The sequence below is a fragment of the Costertonia aggregata genome, assembly GCF_013402795.1.
GTDB lineage: Bacteria > Bacteroidota > Bacteroidia > Flavobacteriales > Flavobacteriaceae > Costertonia > Costertonia aggregata.
The window spans coordinates 646,481-665,910 of the sequence record NZ_CP058595.1; the positions used below are offsets into that span (position 1 = coordinate 646,481).

General features: G+C 39.4%; 16 protein-coding genes. 12 read left to right on the forward strand and 4 right to left on the reverse strand.

Annotated elements, in window-relative coordinates:
* The first annotated feature begins 30 nt into the window (after window positions 1-30).
* From accD to HYG79_RS03075, 12 genes are all read left to right on the forward strand, one after another.
* On the forward strand, window positions 31-891 hold the full coding sequence (gene accD, locus HYG79_RS03020) for an acetyl-CoA carboxylase, carboxyltransferase subunit beta (RefSeq protein WP_179240692.1): 861 nt from the start codon (window positions 31-33) through the stop codon (window positions 889-891).
* 187 nt (window positions 892-1,078) lie between these two features.
* Window positions 1,079-1,348: a 30S ribosomal protein S15 gene (rpsO, locus tag HYG79_RS03025; RefSeq protein WP_179240693.1), complete on the forward strand. Its 270-nt coding sequence runs from the start codon at window positions 1,079-1,081 to the stop codon at window positions 1,346-1,348.
* 190 nt (window positions 1,349-1,538) lie between these two features.
* Complete coding sequence (locus tag HYG79_RS03030) at window positions 1,539-3,752, forward strand: polyribonucleotide nucleotidyltransferase (protein ID WP_179240694.1); 2,214 nt, start codon at window positions 1,539-1,541, stop codon at window positions 3,750-3,752.
* A gap of 172 nt (window positions 3,753-3,924) precedes the next feature.
* Window positions 3,925-4,788 (forward strand): sigma-70 family RNA polymerase sigma factor, encoded by an 864-nt coding sequence (locus HYG79_RS03035; protein WP_073180565.1) that lies wholly within the window; start codon window positions 3,925-3,927, stop codon window positions 4,786-4,788.
* 159 nt (window positions 4,789-4,947) lie between these two features.
* Window positions 4,948-5,190 (forward strand): VF530 family protein, encoded by a 243-nt coding sequence (locus HYG79_RS03040; protein WP_179240695.1) that lies wholly within the window; start codon window positions 4,948-4,950, stop codon window positions 5,188-5,190.
* Window positions 5,191-5,643 (forward strand): tRNA (cytidine(34)-2'-O)-methyltransferase, encoded by a 453-nt coding sequence (locus HYG79_RS03045; RefSeq protein ID WP_179240696.1) that lies wholly within the window; start codon window positions 5,191-5,193, stop codon window positions 5,641-5,643.
* 70 nt (window positions 5,644-5,713) lie between these two features.
* Complete coding sequence (rpe, locus tag HYG79_RS03050; protein ID WP_179240697.1) at window positions 5,714-6,373, forward strand: ribulose-phosphate 3-epimerase; 660 nt, start codon at window positions 5,714-5,716, stop codon at window positions 6,371-6,373.
* Entirely contained in the window at window positions 6,373-7,356 is a 984-nt protein-coding gene (locus HYG79_RS03055; RefSeq protein WP_179240698.1) for a YpdA family putative bacillithiol disulfide reductase, read from the forward strand. The genes rpe and HYG79_RS03055 overlap by 1 nt, the downstream gene beginning before the upstream one ends.
* Before the next feature lie 95 nt (window positions 7,357-7,451).
* Window positions 7,452-7,964 carry a hypothetical protein gene (locus tag HYG79_RS03060; RefSeq protein ID WP_179240699.1) on the forward strand — a complete coding sequence of 171 codons (513 nt, stop codon included), beginning with the start codon at window positions 7,452-7,454 and terminating at the stop codon, window positions 7,962-7,964.
* 10 nt (window positions 7,965-7,974) lie between these two features.
* A complete protein-coding gene (locus HYG79_RS03065; RefSeq protein WP_228027925.1) occupies window positions 7,975-9,939 on the forward strand; it encodes a sensor histidine kinase in 1,965 nt (654 codons plus the stop codon).
* Between the two features lie 300 nt (window positions 9,940-10,239).
* Window positions 10,240-10,884 carry a response regulator gene (locus HYG79_RS03070; RefSeq protein ID WP_179240700.1) on the forward strand — a complete coding sequence of 215 codons (645 nt, stop codon included), beginning with the start codon at window positions 10,240-10,242 and terminating at the stop codon, window positions 10,882-10,884.
* A 105-nt stretch (window positions 10,885-10,989) separates the two neighbouring features.
* Window positions 10,990-11,388, forward strand: a complete 399-nt coding sequence (locus tag HYG79_RS03075; protein WP_179240701.1) for a hypothetical protein — start codon at window positions 10,990-10,992, stop codon at window positions 11,386-11,388.
* A gap of 3 nt (window positions 11,389-11,391) precedes the next feature.
* On the opposite strand, the gene galK is transcribed toward HYG79_RS03075, so the two are convergent.
* The 4 genes from galK to HYG79_RS03095 are packed head-to-tail and all read right to left on the reverse strand — an operon-like array spanning window position 11,392 to window position 19,266.
* Window positions 11,392-12,531, reverse strand: a complete 1,140-nt coding sequence (galK, locus tag HYG79_RS03080; protein ID WP_179240702.1) for a galactokinase — start codon at window positions 12,529-12,531, stop codon at window positions 11,392-11,394.
* A 20-nt stretch (window positions 12,532-12,551) separates the two neighbouring features.
* The gene (locus HYG79_RS03085; protein WP_179240703.1) at window positions 12,552-14,210 is read right to left on the reverse strand and encodes a solute:sodium symporter family transporter; all 1,659 of its coding nucleotides are present in this window, start codon (window positions 14,208-14,210) and stop codon (window positions 12,552-12,554) included.
* Between the two features lie 12 nt (window positions 14,211-14,222).
* A complete protein-coding gene (locus HYG79_RS03090; protein ID WP_179240704.1) occupies window positions 14,223-15,995 on the reverse strand; it encodes a glycoside hydrolase family 36 protein in 1,773 nt (590 codons plus the stop codon).
* The gene (locus HYG79_RS03095; RefSeq protein ID WP_228027926.1) at window positions 15,988-19,266 is read right to left on the reverse strand and encodes a VCBS repeat-containing protein; all 3,279 of its coding nucleotides are present in this window, start codon (window positions 19,264-19,266) and stop codon (window positions 15,988-15,990) included. Before HYG79_RS03095 ends, HYG79_RS03090 begins: the two co-directional genes overlap by 8 nt.
* Window positions 19,267-19,430 lie beyond the last annotated feature (164 nt).

Below are 19,430 nucleotides of genomic sequence, written 5' to 3' on the forward strand. Positions count from 1 at the left end.
TAAAATACATCCTAACCTAAAATGGAAAATATGACGGCTTGGTTTAAAAGAAAGGAAAAAGGAATACAAACAGCTACCGAGGAAAAAAAAGATACCCCCAGGGGACTTTGGTATAAATCCCCAACAGGAAAAATCGTAGAGTCGGAAGAACTGGCAAAAAACTTTTATGTTAGCCCAGAGGACGACTACCATGTACGCATCGGTAGTAAAGAGTACTTTGAAATTCTTTTTGATGACAATAAGTTCAAAGAGTTGGATGAAAAGCTTACCGCAAAGGATCCTTTGAAATTTGAGGATACCAAAAAATATTCGGATCGCTTAAAAGCCGCACAGAAAAAGACCGGACTCAAAGATGCTGTCCGCACTGCTGTTGGGAAATCGCAAGGAAAAGATGTGGTCGTGTGCTGTATGGATTTTGCCTTTATCGGAGGCTCAATGGGTAGCGTTGTCGGGGAAAAAATTGCTCGGGGTATAGACCATGCGCTAAAAAAGAAAATCCCGTTCGTTATGATTTCCAAATCGGGTGGTGCCCGTATGATGGAAGCCGCCATATCCTTGATGCAGTTGGCAAAAACGTCGGCAAAATTGGCCCAATTGGCCGATGCCGGTATTCCTTACATTTCGCTCTGTACCGATCCCACGACAGGTGGTACCACAGCCTCTTATGCCATGTTGGGCGATATCAATATTTCTGAACCCGGTGCACTCATAGGGTTTGCAGGGCCACGAGTGGTAAAAGAAGCAACGGGGAAAGAATTGCCTGAAGGTTTCCAGACTGCCGAATTCGTAAAAGAGCACGGGTTTTTGGATTTCATCGTGCACAGGAGCCAATTGAAAAAGAAAATTAATCTTTATATTGATTTAATCGAAAACAACCCGATTCGTTCTTAATAAAACCTTCTACGGATTTTTTTTCGATTTCATCATTTATACCTATGGTTTGGGCAAACTATTACCTGTTTTGAAAAACGCATAAATTTCTTTAGGTTTTAAATGTACACATTACAAAATAATCTTATATTTGCGCCCTGATTGAAAGACAATCAAATACATAAAAATCATTTAAAACAATATTGGAATGTATTTAACCAAAGAAGTGAAGGCCGAAATCTTTAAGAAACACGGCAAGTCTGAAAAAGATACAGGTTCTACAGAGGGACAAATAGCTCTGTTCACACACCGTATCAACCACTTAACCGAACATTTGAAAAATAATCGTCACGATTTTAATACAGAGCGTTCCCTAGTAAAGTTAGTGGGTAAAAGAAGAAGTTTATTGGATTACCTGATTAAAACGGATATCTTGAGATACCGTGCAATAATAAAAGAATTGGGTATTAGAAAATAATAAAAAAGGGGAAGCAATGCTTCCCCTTTTTTATAGTACTCCTATGCCTGGGAGCATAAATTTTAGGCAAACTAAAAGCTGCACACAGTTTTTCATTGGTCAACACAACACACACAACTCCGACCAGAGAAAATGACGGAGTGACCATTGTTTAACAAAATCCCGAAAATATCGGGTAAAAATCAATTTTATGATTCCAAAAGTATTTAGAGAGGTCATAGACCTTGGTGACGGTAGGGAAATTTCTATCGAAACCGGAAAATTGGCAAAACAGGCCCACGGGTCCGTTGTTGTACAATCGGGAAAATGTATGCTATTGTGTACCGTGGTTTCCAATTACAAACAGAGTGATGTGGACTTTCTTCCCTTGACGGTAGATTACCGTGAAAAATTTGCGGCCGCAGGTCGTTACCCGGGCGGTTTCTTTAAAAGAGAAGCAAGACCAAGTGACGGAGAGGTATTGACCATGCGTTTGGTAGATCGCGTTTTGCGTCCACTTTTTCCAAAAGATTATCATTCCGAAACGCAGGTAATGATTCAATTAATGTCCCATGACGAGGACGTTATGCCTGATGCCATGGCTGGCTTGGCGGCATCCGCTGCGATTCAGCTATCCGACTTCCCTTTTGAATGTGCCATTTCAGAAGCGCGCGTAGGCCGGGTAAACGGTGAATTCATTATTAACCCGACCAGAGCGCAATTAGAGGAATCCGATATCGATATGATGATCGGCGCCTCTGCTGATTCCGTAATGATGGTCGAAGGCGAAATGGATGAAATTTCCGAAGAGGAAATGACAGAGGCGATTAAATTCGCACACGAAGCCATTAAAGTGCAATGTGCTGCGCAAGAGCGATTAGCACAGGCCTTCGGCAAGAAAGAAGTACGTGAGTACGAACCAGAAAGAGAAGATGAAGATTTAGCAAAGAAAGTACATGACATGGCTTATGATAAAGTCTATGCCGTGGCAAAAGCAGGTTCTGCCAAACATGAAAGAAGTGCTGCATTTTCAGAAATCAAAGAAGAAATCATTGCTTCTTTCTCAGAAGAGGAACAAGAAGATTTTGGCGGATTGATTTCCAAGTATTTCTATAAAGCCGAAAAAGCAGCCGTTCGTGACCTTACCTTAAATGAAGGATTGCGTTTAGACGGTCGTAAGACCGACGAGATTCGCCCTATATGGTGCGAGGTAGATTATTTGCCTTCCACACACGGTTCGGCAATTTTTACGCGCGGGGAAACCCAAGCACTGGCAACGGTCACTTTGGGAACTTCTAGGGATTCGAATCAGATTGATATGCCTTCCCATGAAGGTGAGGAGCGTTTCTATCTGCACTATAACTTCCCTCCTTTTTCAACAGGTGAGGCAAGACCTATTCGTGGCACTTCCCGAAGAGAGGTTGGTCACGGTAACTTGGCACAACGTGCTTTAAAAGGAATGGTCCCGGAAGATTGTCCTTATACCGTTCGTGTGGTTTCCGAAGTATTGGAATCTAACGGTTCCTCTTCTATGGCAACCGTTTGTTCGGGAACAATGGCTTTGATGGATGCAGGGGTACAATTGAAAAAGCCGGTTTCGGGTATCGCTATGGGATTGATTTCCGATGCCGATTCTGGAAAATATGCTGTTCTTTCCGATATTCTTGGAGATGAGGATCATTTGGGGGATATGGACTTTAAAGTAACCGGTACGGCAGAGGGTATTACCGCTTGTCAAATGGATATTAAAGTAAAGGGGTTATCCTATGAAATTTTGGTAAATGCCCTGAAACAAGCTAGAGATGGTCGTTTGCACATTTTAGAGAAATTGACCGATACCATCGCCGCACCCAATGCAGATGTTAAAGAACATGCACCAACAATGGTCACAAGACGTATTCCTAATGAATTCATCGGTGCTTTGATAGGTCCTGGTGGAAAAGTGATTCAAGAACTTCAAAAAGAGACCGATACCACAATCGTTATCAATGAAGACCCGGTTACCGAAGAGGGCATTGTTGAAATCTTAGGGGTAGGCAGCACAGGTATTGATGCCGTCATGTCAAAAATAGATGCTTTGATGTTCAAGCCAGAAGTAGGTAGCGTTTATGAAGTAAAAGTTATCAAAATGCTGGACTTTGGCGCAGTAGTAGAATATATGGATGCACCCGGTAACGAAATATTGCTACACGTATCCGAATTGGCTTGGGAACGTACCGAAAATGTTTCCGATGTGGTCAATATGGGCGACGTATTTGATGTTAAGTATTTCGGAACCGATCCTAGAACGCGTAAAGAGAAGGTATCTCGCAAAGCATTATTGCCCAAACCCGAAGGATACGTAGAAAGACCGGCACGAAAAAACAATGACCGTGATCGTGGTAGAGATAATAGAAACAGAGACCGTAAGCCCAGAAGGGATTAACATTACGTTAGACGTTGACTAAAATTATAAAAAGCTCCGTTCATGCATTTGTACGGGGCTTTTTTATGCCGTTTAACGTAATTATTAAAATAATGTAATAGAATTGTAACATTTGCGACTTTTCTACGTATAAATATATGCAGTCTATGCAAATTGAACTTAATTTATTTTAATGAGACAGCTTAAGATTACAAAACAGGTCACCAATAGGGAGACCGCATCTTTGGACAAGTACTTACAAGAAATTGGAAAAGTAGACTTGATTACCGCTGATGAAGAAGTAGAGTTGGCACAACGCATCAAGGCAGGCGACCAGATCGCTCTTGAAAAACTTACGAAAGCCAACCTCCGATTCGTGGTATCGGTCGCAAAGCAGTACCAAAACCAAGGCCTTACTTTACCTGATTTGATCAATGAGGGAAACCTAGGATTGATTAAAGCAGCACAACGTTTTGATGAAACACGTGGGTTTAAGTTTATTTCCTACGCCGTATGGTGGATTCGTCAATCTATATTACAAGCATTGGCAGAGCAATCACGTATTGTACGTTTACCGTTGAACAAAATCGGTTCTATAAATAAAATAAACAAGACTTTTGCCTTTTTGGAGCAAGCACATGAACGTGTACCTTCTGCCGAGGAAATTGCAAAAGAGTTGGATATGACCGTCGAAGATGTTAAACAATCTTTGAAAAACTCTGGACGACATGTATCTATGGATGCACCATTGATCGATGGTGAGGATTCCAACCTTTACGACGTTTTGCGTAGTGGCGAATCCCCTAATCCCGATAAGGAATTATTGCATGAATCTCTACGTACTGAGATAGAACGTGCTTTGGAAACATTAACCCCTAGGGAAGCAGATGTTATTCGACTATACTTTGGCTTGGCGGGCCAACATTCAATGACCTTGGAAGAAATCGGGGAGACTTTTGACCTTACCAGGGAAAGGGTTCGCCAAATAAAAGAAAAGGCGATACGTAGGTTAAAACATACGTCTAGAAGTAAAATTTTGAAAACATATCTTGGATAATCTAAAGCAAATTACACGTTAAATAATCCTTAAATTGGATTTTTGGCATATAAGTTGTAATTTTACTAATACAACAGTTTATCATGACTGTTCGTTTTTTGATTGATGAATAAACTCCGGCTGATTACCGGAGTTTTTTCATTTTAATACTTTTGTATTATGAATAATTACGGTAAAAAAGAAAAACACACACAGCCCAACAATCCGTTACACGGGGTAAAATTGGTAGATATATTGGAATATCTTACCCAAAATTACACATGGGAAGATCTTGCGGGCCAAGTAAATATCAACTGCTTCAAAAGCAATCCCTCGATAAAATCCAGTTTAAATTTCCTCCGAAGAAACCCCTGGGCCAGAGAAAAAGTAGAACATTTGTATTTACAATCCATAAAAAAATAAATGGCCTTTAACATTGTACTTGTTGAGCCCGAAATTCCCAATAATACCGGGAATATCGGTAGATTGGCCTTAGCGACAGGTTGCACGTTGCATTTGGTAAAACCTTTAGGTTTTGAAATTGATGACACACGTTTAAAACGAGCGGGACTGGACTACTGGAAGCACCTATCCGTAATCGTGTATGAGAATATACAAGATTTTCTCTCCGAGCACAGAAACAAAAATTTGGTATACTTTTCAAGCCATGGTAAACAAAATCATTGGGAAATTCCTTTTGAAAGAGAAATGTTCTTGGTTTTTGGCAAGGAATCGGTTGGACTATCAAAATCAATTACAAGCTCAAATTCGGAGGCATTGTATAAAATCCCATTGTATAGCGAACATATCAGAAGCCTTAATTTGGCCAATGCTGTTAGTGTGGCGGTTTATGAAGGTCTAAAAAGCATCAAATAAAGCCAATATCTACAGTTTTACATGGTATCGCAATTCATTACTTTTGTACAATATATAAGCAAACATACCTATGAGCAAAACAAAAATAGCCCCATCATTACTGGCCGCAGACTTTGGAAATCTACAGCGTGATGTTGAAATGGTTAACAACAGTGATGCCGATTGGCACCATATTGATGTAATGGACGGCGTTTTTGTACCCAATATATCATATGGTATGCCAGTGGTAAAAGCTATTGCAAGGTATGCCACCAAACCTTTGGACGTACATTTAATGATTATTGAACCTGATCGGTACATCAAAACTTTTGCAGAATTGGGAGCACGCATATTGAGCGTACATTATGAGGCATGCAACCACTTGCACAGAACCTTACAGGCCATAAAAGCCGAAGGAATGCAAGCGGGTGTGGCACTCAATCCGCATACGAACATCAACTTGTTAGAGGATACCATTCAAGATATAGATTTAGTTTGCCTAATGAGCGTTAATCCGGGATTTGGAGGCCAATCATTCATAGAAAATACATATGAGAAGGTCAAGGCTCTAAAGACCCTAATTGATAAAAAAGGGGCAAGTACCCTAATCGAAATCGATGGTGGGGTAACCTCAAAAAATGCCAACCAATTAAAAAATGCAGGGGCCGATGTTTTGGTGGCCGGGAGCTTTGTTTTCAAAAGTGATGACCCGACCAATACCATAAAAGAATTAAAAGAAATAGCAGGGTAATGAATATGCATGATGTGGTAATTATCGGGGGCGGCCCAATAGGCATAGCCTGCGGGTTGGAAGCCCAAAAAAAGGGATTGGACTATGTAATTCTTGAAAAAGGGCCTATTGTAAATTCGCTTTTTAATTATCCCGTGAACATGCAGTTTTTTTCCTCTTCGGAAAAGCTGGAAATCGATAGTATCCCCTTCATCAGCAAAGAAGCAAAACCAAAACGGGATGAGGCTTTGGAATACTACCGAAGAATCGTTACATCCAATACATTGAACATCAATCTTTTTGAAAAAGTTTCGACGGTAACCAAAACCGGAGATAGTTTTTCGATTGTTTCCGATAAAAAAACGTACACTGCCAAAAATGTGGTGGTCGCCACAGGTTTTTATGATCTACCCAATTATTTGAATATTCCAGGTGAGAATTTGCCCAAAGTATCACATTACTATAAAGACCCCCACTTTTATGCAGGCCAAAAAGTAGCCGTTATCGGTGCCAGTAATTCGGCGGTAGATGCTGCTTTGGAATGTTATAGAAAAGGAGCCGAGGTTTCTTTGGTCATTCGGGGGCCCGAAATAGGTCAACGCGTTAAGTATTGGGTACGCCCCGATATCATTAATCGAATAGAAGAAGGCAGCATAAAGGCCTATTATAACGCCCAAGTTACCAAAATCACAGATGAAGAGATTATTATACACAACCAAAAAAATGAAATCGTTCATTTAAAAAATGATTTTGTTTTGGCCTTGACAGGCTATATGCCCAACTTTGAATTTCTCGAAAAACTAGGGATACGGTTATCGGATGATGAAAAAAAACTGCCCAGCTATGATCCAGAAACGATGGAAAGTAATGTTGACGGATTATATTTAGCCGGTGTTATCTGTGGTGGCATGGAAACGCACAAGTGGTTCATTGAAAATTCCCGTATTCATGCCAAGGTTATCATGAAGCATATATCAAAAAACAAATCTATGGCCGTTGATTGACCTCACGGTATTCAGGGATTCATATTTGGCTACCTAAGGCCTCATTTACGGTAACAAAAGCCTTCATATTTGTATACATTTTCAAATGTGTACATATGGGTGTTTTGAAGTATAGACGATTATTGTTGATTCCAATTCTAGGATTGCTATTTTATTATTGCCTATTCACACATACCCAAAAAGAAATCGTTGTTGTTAATGGCAATACGAGCGTGAACAAAAACTACATGATAACCTTGGAACGTGGAGCATTTCATTACGACAGGTTCATTTTAAAAAACGATACGATTTTTTATTTCCCGGATACAACATCACAACATTCTGTTGAAAAATACAATGTAGCTAGCCATTTAGCGTTGGATAGTACATTGGTTTCCGATTTTTTTAAAGATATTGAAGCAAAAGGATTTTGGGAATTAAAAAATAATTATACGACCCAAACTTCATGTACAAGCAAACTTATCGTTACCATAAAAACGGATAAAAAATCAAAAACCGTAATTTGTGATGATTTTGAAAAGAACTGTCCCGATGTCATGAAATTTATCGATAAAAAAATTATCGAGTTAGAAGGAAACCATTTGAAACGAATATACCTACCCGGCTAAACCGTATTTTTTGAAAAACAGCACATTATATATCAAATCAAAATGCATATCCCTACTATTTTTGTTGGTCATTACGATGCCTTTTGCATTTGGCCAGAACCATATAGCCGACTCACTGAACAAAAGTGGTGAAAAGGAAGGGAAAATGTGGTTTTCTACGATTCCCAATCAGAGGCAAAAATCTTTGGAGCCCTATTATGATGCGTTGAAAGAAGCCTCTTATGGTGTACAGAGATTTTCGATATTTGACCAGTTGGCTGAATACCATATCAAAAAAGGAAATACAGATTCCATTATGTATTATGGCAATCTGTATGTAAAGGAAATTGTTAATTGGGACAAGACCGAAGAGGAAAAACAACCATATTACACCAAAGCCTATCTCATTTTGGCCAACGGAAGTAAATTCAATGGCCTGTTCGAAAATGCCATAAAATGGCATTTTAAAGGAATAACCCAAGCTGAAAAGGCCAATGACACGAAGTTTCAATATTTACATAAAATTGGCTTGGCCAAAGTTTACAACCTAAAGGGGGACCATAATAAGGCCATCGCGGTTTTAGAGCCGTCCATCAAACAGTTTTCAGGTGAATGGCCCATACCAACTAGTACGGCCAAAGTATACTTAGGGGATGCGTTTTACAATCTAGGTAATATTGAAAAAGCAAAAAACTACTATGAAAAGGCCTTGTCAGAAAGCATAGCATCCCAAAATATAGAGATGGAACTGGCCGTGAAGATGCAACTGGGTAGACTGGCCGAAAATGAAAATAGATTTGAAGATGCCCTACGCTATTATGACGAGAGTAGAACAAAAGGTCTAAAAGAGGGTTTTGACGTATTCTATTTTGAAGGGTCCACCCAAATTGGCAACCTATACTACAAGCAGGGAAATTATGATGTAGCCTCAATGATTTTATCCACATCTTACATAAATGCGTTAGATCGCGAAAATTTACACTATCAGGCCCAAATATTGGATTTGGAACGAAAGGTCTTTTACGCGATGAACGATACAAAAAATGCATACGCCGTAATGACACAATTGATGAATGTCAGAAACCAAATCAACGAACAACAACAAAAAAAAATAAGCAAAGAGCTAGAAGTACAGTATGAAACATTACAAAAGGAAAAAGAAATCCTGAACCTAAAAGAAGAACAAATTCAACAAGAATCAGAACTTAAACGACAGCGAACCATTAAAACGGCTTTTCTTATCGGATTTTTGATCATTCTAATACCCATAATCGCTTTGCTGTTCACCTATTATCAAAAAATACAGGCACAAAGTGAACTTTCAAAAAAGGAAAAAGAAATCAACGTACAAAAAGTAGCGTCGCTCAAACAAGAACAGGAACTTAACCTTATTAAGGCATCTATCGAAGGTCAGGACGAGGAACGCAAGCGAATCGCCCAAGAATTGCATGACAGTATCGGCGGTAACCTAGCAGGTATAAAATTACAGCTTTCCAGTATATCAAAAGGTGCCGAAGAACTCAAGCCCATAAATAAGCAGATAGATGAGACCTACCAATTGGTTCGCGATATTTCACATACCTTGATTCCAAAAAAATTTAAACAGAACGCCTTTACCGGACTCATAAAGGAATATGTTAGATCAATCGCAAATACAGGAAAATTGGAAATTGGTTTTCACCCTTATCCAGAAGATGAGATAAATACCATTACCGACAGTTACCAGGCCGAGCTTTTTAAAATCATACAAGAATTAATGACCAATACCTTAAAACACGCAAACGCCGATAAAGTAGATATTCACTTGAGTAAAATCGATGATGAACTATCCTTGCTTTTTGAGGATAACGGAGAAGGCTTTGACACTTCCGACACCCAAGATGGTATCGGTTTTGAAAATATGAGAAGTAGGGTAAAGGGCATGAAAGGAAACTTAAATGTAGATTCAACCAAACATAGAGGCACGGTTGTTTCAATAGAAATCCCGGTAGCATAATGATTTACCTGTTTATCATATCAATAGCGGCAATACAAATATTGTTGTACCGATTCGCGGATAGGAAAGGTCTTGGAAGGTTGAAGATACCCGTAACCTTTCTCATACTAATTGGTCACTTCTTTATTTTTCCACAATGGTTTTATCCAAAACCGAATATGGTTGAAGGTTTCGAAGCAAGATGCGGTATGCCCATTTTAGGTATTACGATTATATTTGTCTGTGTGGGTAGTTCAATTACATGGCTAACCTATTTAGGATATTTTATCTTTAAGAGAAAAGCTTTAAAAAATAAACAGCATGAAATATAAATTGATAATAGCTGACGATCACAAAATGTTCATTGATGGTCTGTTAAGTATTTTAAAAGACGCCCCGGAATTCGAGGTGGTCACCACGGCCAAAAACGGCACGCAGGTCATCAAATATTTGGATATAAACGGTGCCGATGACCTACATTTACTGGTCACGGATCTGACTATGCCAGAAATGGACGGTATAGAACTCAACAAAATGGTCAAGGATAAATACTCTACCCTAAAGACCTTAGTGGTAAGCATGCATATTGATGGCGATATGATAGATAAGCTCATACGCAACAATGTAGATGGCTATGTACCAAAAAACGCGGAAAAGGAAGAATTGTTGAATGCGATAAGAACCATAGTGGGCGGTGAGAAGTATTTTTCCACGGAAATTAAACGGGCCTATACCGATGCAATGTTCGAGAACAAAAAAAACGAGGAAGTTAATCTTACCGAGCGCGAAATTGAGGTTTTAAAACTAATCGCCGAAGAGAATACCACCCAAGAAATAGCCGATAAACTTTTTTTGAGCAAGCATACCATTGAAAGTTACCGGAAGAACCTTATCTCAAAACTACAGGTTAAAAATTTGGCAGGCTTGACCAAACATGCCATTAAAATAGGGCTTTTGGACAATTGACCCCTGAAAACAGGGGCTGTATTTTACCTATTTTAGGCGTAACGGGACCTAGGCCATTGCTTCATCTTTGTACTGTAATTAACAAACAACTAAAACAGTACGATTATGAAATACAAAATGTTGACCATCGCCATCGCTACCCTATTCATATCCTGTAGCAATGATAAAAAGTCCAGCGAACTTGCTAAGCAAGTATCTACGTTAAAGTCTGAAATACTTTTGGAAAGCAGTATCAAAAAATCTCCTACGAGTAACGAACCGGGCAAAGATATAACGCTTACCATAACAGGAAAATCCATTATCTCGGGCACTGCTATCTTAAAGGTCTGTGACGAAAAGGGAAGGGAACTTGAGTGTGATACGTTCCCAGCCAAAAATCTTATACAAGAAGATTATAAAATGGCCAATTCCGTTCTTAAGGAAGCACACCTAAAAGAAGTTGTAGAAGGCTATTTTGTTGATGAGCTCAAAGATACCACAGACAGTACATTAGCCGGATTATAAAAACTAAAAGGCTTGGGAAACGACTTTGGTTCCCGGGCCTATAATCGCTTCAAAAGGAATAAGCGACCTATTGAATTTTTTGAGATAGGCATCGGAAGCAGATGCAACAAAGTCCTCAACAGCGCTTTCGTGAACAATATTCAGAACGCAGCCACCAAAACCACCGCCGGTCTGCCTTGCTCCCAGCACATTGGGGTTATTCTTAGAAAAATCGACCAAAAAGTCGGACTCCACACAGCTTACCTCGTATAACCGGCTTAGACCATCGTGCGCCATGTACAATAATGTACCAAGTTTATCAAAATCGTTTGTTTTCAATGCCTCGGCAGCCGCAATGACCCTTTTATTTTCATCGATTATAAAAGAACACCTATCATAGACTTTTCCTGCCATTTTACTTTTGTGTTCCTCTAACATTTTTCTTGTGATATCCCGTAAAGAATTTACCTTGGGATAGCTTTTTTTTATAATAGCTACCCCGTCCGCACATTCCGCTTTTCTAACGTTATACTCACTGGATGCCAAATTGTGCGATACATTGGTATTGAGCATAATGATTTTATAGGGATTAAAATCAACCGGAATGTAATTATGCTCTAAAGATGTACAATCCAACAGGATTACATGGTCTTTTTTACTCATGACCGATGCAAACTGATCCATGATCCCACATTGCGTACCCACGTATGTATGTTCCGCAGTTTGTGAGAGCTCAACAATATCCCGTTTGCTCAACTCTAAGGAAAAAAGCTCGTTCAATCCAAAGGCCAGACCACATTCCAGAGCTGCGGAAGAGCTAAGTCCCGAGCCCCCCGGTAAGTTACTATCAATTACGCAGTCAAACCCTTGCAGCTTATCCGAACGCTTGCCGATTTCGTGTAAAACGCCCAAAATATAATTTTCCCACTCCGTTTTGCTTCGAGAAATCCAAGCCAGGTTTACGGTAAAACCAACATCGTATGTTTTGCTGTACACATTACAAGTATCTTGTGAATTATTCCTGCAAAACTTAAAAACTATTTTTTTGGAAATGGCAGTGGGTAGAACATAACCCATATTATAATCGGTATGCTCCCCGATAATATTTATTCTGCCGGGGGAATCAATCACAAGTTCAGGAACAAAATTTTCTATGAATTTCATCAAAACCGACAATCCAAAAATTAAAAAATAAAGTACGTGCTTAAGACCAATAGGGTAATCAAGCCGCCTACGGCCCAGGCATATTTCCAAGGTGTGGTATCTATAACATCGGTAATTTTTGGCACATAAACAGTTGTTTTGGGCTTGACAAGGCCTACAACCAACATGATAATGATATTCACAACAAAAAGGATACCCATTACGTGAAGAAAGTGAGGATATGCTTCCGCCTTAATTATCGCCAATTGCGCAACATCTGTAATACCCTCTGCCGCTGCATTGGCAAGTGCACCGTTGACCATGTTGGGTTCGAGTACCAACAGACTGCACAAGTACATCAACACCCCTCCTATCAAAACGATTTTCGCACCGATAGCCGGCACTTTTTTCGTAAGAATACCAATTAGAACAACCGCTAAAATCGGCACACTTAAACTGCCCAGTGCTTGTTGTATATAAGAAAACAAACCATCCGGTGCATATCTGATAAATGGAGCGATAGACATGGAAACAATGGCCAGACCTAGCCCAAATCGTTTACCGGCTTTTACCGTTTGTAATTCGGTCGCTTGGGGCTTAAAGAATTTTTTATAGAGATCAAAACCAAAAAGCGTTGCACTACTGTTCAGCAAACTATTGAACGAGCTTAAAATGGCCCCAAACAAAACTGCGGCAAAGAAACCCAATAGGCTACCGGGCAAGACCCTCCTCACCAATTCTGGATAAGAGGCATCTGCGTCGGTAAATTCTGCTCCAAACATGTTATAGGCAATAATACCGGGCAAAACCACGATCACAGGTATCAAAAACTTGACAAAAGCAGCCAATAAAACTCCTTTTTGGCCTTCTTTTAAGCTTTTTGCACCAAAAACACGTTGTAAGATAGATTGGTTGGTACCCCAATAATACATTTGGGCAATCATCATTCCCGTAAAGATTGTCCCAACCGGTATGGAAGAAGTAACATCGCCCGTTACATCAAATTTATCTTGGTTTTCAGACCATAATTTAGCCAATCCACCTGTAATGCTACCATCGTCGCTGATCATTATCAACCCAAAATAAGGAATCAGCAAACCACCGACCAACAGGCCTATGGCATTGACCAAATCTGATACGGCCACAGCTTTCAATCCCCCGTAAATTGCATAAACAATACCTATTAGACCAATACTCCAAACACATACCCAATAACATGCGGTTTCAGATATACCCAAGGTTTCAGGCAATTGAAACATAGTGATAAAAGCCTTGGAACCGGCATAGAGTATGGTTGGCAATAAAACAATGCCAAAAGCTATCAAGAACAATACGGATAGGATTGCCTTAGTATTCTCATCAAAACGCCCTTGTATGAACTCGGGTATTGTGGTTATCCCCTTTTTCATGTATTTGGGCAAAAACCATACGGCAGTGATTACCATAGCGATTGCGGCAAGGGTCTCCCAAGCCATTACAAGAATACCTTCACTAAAGGCTTGGCCATTTAACCCTACAATCTGTTCTGCGGATAGGTTCGTAAGCAATAATGATCCGGCTATGGTTATGGCTCCTAAACTTCTTCCGCCCAAATAGTAGCCATCCGCCGATTTTTCATTTGTTTTTCGTGTAGCGTACCAAGCGATGCCAGCTACCAATAAGGTAAAGCCTAAAAAAGAGATAATGGATAATGTCCCCATGTATTGGTTGTTTTAATTGGTTATCAGTCGTAACTGAGCCATACCGCAAAAGGGAACTCGTAGAGAATTAACACCTTTATTTAAGATAAAAGGTTCTTCTCTGATCAATTTTCCTTCGCAATTAAAAATTTGGCAATTAAATGTACCAAAATTATGGTTAGCAACAAGTACTAAAAGTTCAGAAGGTTTCACATTTAGGATATCTATTTGATGAAAAGGTGTTTCAAGTACTACAAAGTTGTTTTCAAAAACCCCGATTATGGCTTTATTGTCCGACGTAACTTTTTTAATAGGGTAGTTGGTCATGGGTGAGGTTGGCGTAAAATCACCCGCTAACAATAACCTTGAGTTTTTATCCCAAAAATTCGTGTAAAACTTGATCATGTTTATATGTGCTACTGGAGCTTTGTGCAACATAACCGAAATTTGCGGTACCCCGAACATGGTATTTAAATAATGAAGTGCGGCATTCTCGACTGGCTCATCAAAATGCCAAGTCACCATATCGGAGTGCACTGCGGTATCGCCACATAACATTTTGATGTCCGCTATACGCACGCGATTCATCGTATAATCGCCAGGACAATCAAAAGCACGAAGCATATTGCCATATTTTCGCATCGCGGGACCGGTGTATTTTTGCCTAAATTCTATGAAAATATCTGGATTTACCTTTTTGACCTCATCGCTTACTTGGGTCAACAAAGCATCAACGGCATCATTGATAGAGGAAAAATCACGTTCTGGATCCAGCTCAAAATTAGTATCGGGATACGCTTTAAAATCATCGATAAAATCCAATTTAAACCCATCAAGTCCCCAATCTTTCGCAGCTGCGACATAAATACTTACCAAGTAATTTCTGACTTCAGGGAATCTGGGATCAAAGACCGGGGCCCATCTATGGTTTTCGGTCAAAAATTTTCCCTTGAACCTTTGATAGGCCTTAGACTTTGTCCCACAAAAAGGAACGGAATACCAAAGACCTACTTTCATTCCCAAGCTTTGCATATTTTTTACCAGAGCCCCAAAATCCCCAAAACGTTCCGATTGCCAATCACCCGTATAATCATAACCACGGTTATTGTCCCTGGTTTGCCAACCATCGTCTATGATTATCGCCTCAAAACCAATCGCCTTTGCCAAACGACATTCTTTAAGCAGCACTGTTTCGTCCAGGTTTTGATGAAATTGATACCAAGTGGAATACAGAGGTTTTTTTGCAATCGCTGGAACGTGAGAGGGTTTTAGTGCAGAAAAGGTTTCCCACCAGATGGCCGTTTCTTTTAAAGCTTGCGAAAAATGAATGTTCCTGTAATCAACCCTGACCTCGATACTGAAATCCGAGATAGCATATTTACATTCGGTAAAAAGAATGATTTTACAATAGATGTTATCGTCTTCTTCCCTATATTTTGCTCCAAGCTCTATCTTATTGATGGCATTTGAACAAGAAAAGCAAAGGACGTTCTCATCTGTGTTGCCAAAGAGTGAAATCACGGGAGAATCTATTGAGATTCTCGATTCATGATTATCCAGTTCCCAATCGGCCTCAATTCGCTTTGAGAAATCCGATGTGGGTTTCCAGACCCCTTTTACGTTCAACGCTGGCGTCTTCCATTCTAAAACTATTGGTTCCGGGATGAACTTTTCATCGGGTCGCAAATCTATTTTGTAAATCACCAAGTCATTTTCCTCAGAAACAACCTGTATTGTACATTCGGTTTTGTTCTCATTTTTAACAACCCTTATATCTTCCCTAATTTTCTGCGCTACACTACTCATTCCCAGATTTTTTGTTCAACTCAAATATTTTTGGTTCTTTGTTGTTTTGCCCGGCAAGAAACAAACTGCGGTCTTGCCTATCCTTAATTTCAATCAATTGACTTGTATGGCCGGGCAAATAAAAACCACTTTCTTTTGAGGGTAACACTTTAAACTTTCCAGAGCCGAAACCCTCTAAAAAGATGCCTGTTAAACCATCATACCCCCCAAAATGGGTTTCTGCATAAAAATCGTTGCCTGCCAGCAAAACATCTAAATTTTTGTCATTATTGAGGTCTTTGACCAAAAAGGAATTGATAGGGCCTACTTGGCATGCTTTCGGCAACGGAATAAGTTTAAAACTACCTTGCCCAAGATTTTCAAGATACGAGCTTTCAGAAATATGGGCTTTTAAAGTGACCTCATCAATATGGTCAATATTTAAAAGCGTTCTAAAATCTACCTCGGCAAACTGTTCATACGTTTGATATTTGCCTTTTAAGGACACTAATTGCTTCATAACATCGTCCCTGGAATGTAGCGGCATAAGTTTTTTTTCGTCTTTTGTAGTATAATAAACCGCAATGAGGGGGTCAATACTACCGTTGCCATCATAGTCTTGATTGTAGATATAAGCAGGATGTTTCTGAGTGGGGTCTATAAAATTATTTGATCCTTGATTTGCGATCAAAAAGTCTAAATCGCCATCGTTGTCGAAATCGCCTTGAGCGATAGAGCGCCACCATCCATTGGAAACTATTGTTTCTCCATTTTCATTTTTTATTTGAACGTCCCATTTTCTTAAGGTTCCCGAATGATTTTTAAAAACCAGTATTGACATCCAATCGCCAACGAGTACCAAATCGCTCCATCCGTCATTGTCGATATCTGCCCAAACTGCATCTTTGACCATACCGGAATTAGCTAAAGACTTGACCGCTGTCTCTGTAAAAAAACCATTTTCATTCGATAAAAGGTAATTGCAAGGCGTTTCCGGATAGTTTCCGGGAACAATATTAGCGCCTACGAATATATCAACATCGCCGTCTTTGTCATAATCAAAAGGTTTTACGCAACTCGTAGCCGATCTATTCGCAGGTAATGTATGGGTCGTTAATGCAAACCCATTATCGCCCAGGTTTTCATACAACCTATCTGCATATTCGGGTGCTCCTTTGTTAAATTCATTGCCACCGCTTGCAACATAAAGATCCAAGTCTTCATCAGAATCGTAATCTATAAAAATGGCTGCCATATCCTCATAAATGGAATCCAGTTTTTGTACTTGAACATATCTATTTTGTTCGTTAAGTGCCCACAAAGTTCCCGGTATTCCTTTGCTGCCTCCTATAAATAACTCATCTCCCCTAATACCATTAATATTTGCACTGGCGAAGCAAGGACCTTGTTTTGAATGCTGCGTCAACAATAATTGCTGCGAGAGATAATCATTGGACACATTTTCCCGATGGGTAAAGGACAATATGTCGCTATTTAAAGTAAATAGTTTATTGTTATCCAAATGGTGGGTTTTTTCTTTTTTAGCCTTCGTAATTTCTAAAGTCATGGTTTGGTTTGAAGCGATGTTCTTTAATCTGGTAACCGCTCCCGTTGGCCATTTAACCTCTAAGGAATCAATTTTTTTGTTTTTTACCCCAAAGAAAACAATGGGGTCTACGGAAGACAAATACCCTCTAACAACAGACTGAAAATGCGTCTGGGGTTTTCCCTGATTCCAAATAGTGACCTTTGCACCTATGGCATGTTTATTTTGGGACGAACCGTTAAGTCGTATTTTTAGATACCTAAAGCTTTTCTTGGATGAGGCATTGTTTTTTAAGATAAAAGCCTTTTCGTTGATATTGTTTATGATCAGATCTAAATCACCATCCAAGTCCAAGTCCGAAAAGGCGGCACCGTTGGACAGTGAAACTTTTTCATCGCTCCATAGTAAAGAAACATCTTCAAAGTTTAAATTCTCACTGTTCTCAAAAAAGATATTTTGAAGTTTGACAGCCCTTTGCCTAGAAACCAACTCTTTGATTTTTTTATCCCTGCTTTCAACCGTTCCAAAGGCATTGCTTTGTTTGGTATAATTTATAAAATCCAAATTTGTGATATCTAGCCCGTAACCATTGGTCACAAAAACGTCTTTGTCACCATCTGCGTCAAAATCTGCCAATAAAGGGGCCCAGCTCCAATCTGTTCTTGATACGTTGGCCATAAAAGCTACATCGGTGAAATTAACTTTGCCAAAATCTTCAAAACCATTGTTAAGTTGCAAGGTATTACGCATGTATTGTGGTGTGTAGCCATTCTTAAGTGCCAGCATATATTTATCATAGTTCATGGCACCTATCATGGTCTTTAGCCTTTTATAGTTAGAGGGAAGCATGTCCAAAACCATAATATCCGGATAGGTATCGTTATTGATATCGGCAATATCAACGCCCATGGCATTATAGGTTTCATGTGCCAACATGGTTGATGATGATTCCTTGAATTTGGATGAGGTACTATCACCTGAACCCACATTTAGATATAATAGGTCATTTGTTATAAAATCGTTTGAAACATATACATCTACCCTGCCATCATTATTAAAATCGTTGATTCCCACTCCAAGGCCAAAACCTTTTTGAGATCCTTTCGCCTCTTCGGTAACGTCAGTAAATACCGGATGTGGATATTTATCTGATGTATCGTTGCGTAAAAGCACGTCGTTTAAATGTTTAGGGAAATAACGTTTAGGTATAGGAGAATTTTTGTCAAATCTTACATTTCCGTTTCTGACGATGTAGGCATCCAAATCACCGTCTAAATCATAATCAAAAAAAACAGTCTGTTGCGAATATTCTGAGTCATCAAGGTTATATTCTTTGGCTTGCTCTATAAATTCGGGGATACCTTTTTTATTGATTCCTTGGTTTATGAAAAGTAGATTACGGCAATTGCCGTTACAATCCGCACCGCCCACGTTCAGGTAAATATCATCCAAGCCATCCGCATTAATATCCACTATTGAGACTCCCGTAACCCAATCTTTAGTATTGAATTTTGATTCTTTCGTTATATCACGAAACCGTAGTCCTCCTTGATTTAGATATATTTTTGAAGATACTTGATTACCGGTAAATATGATATCCGGTAGCTCATCACCGTTAAAATCACCAATTCCCACGCCACCACCATTATAACAATATTGAAAATCGATAACGTTGATTTTTTCGTTTATGCTTATGGTGTTTTCAAAATCGATATGGGTATGCCCCACACCTATGTATTCAAACAACTTTGTTTCCTTTTTGTCTTTACAAGAGCATGTAAGCGCAAACACGATACAAAAAATAATTATTTGGATACCTATCCTCATTACATAAAAGCCTTTTTTATATTAAAGGCCAAGCAATGATACATCACTTGGCCCTTAATAACTACTTAACTCAAACTAAATCA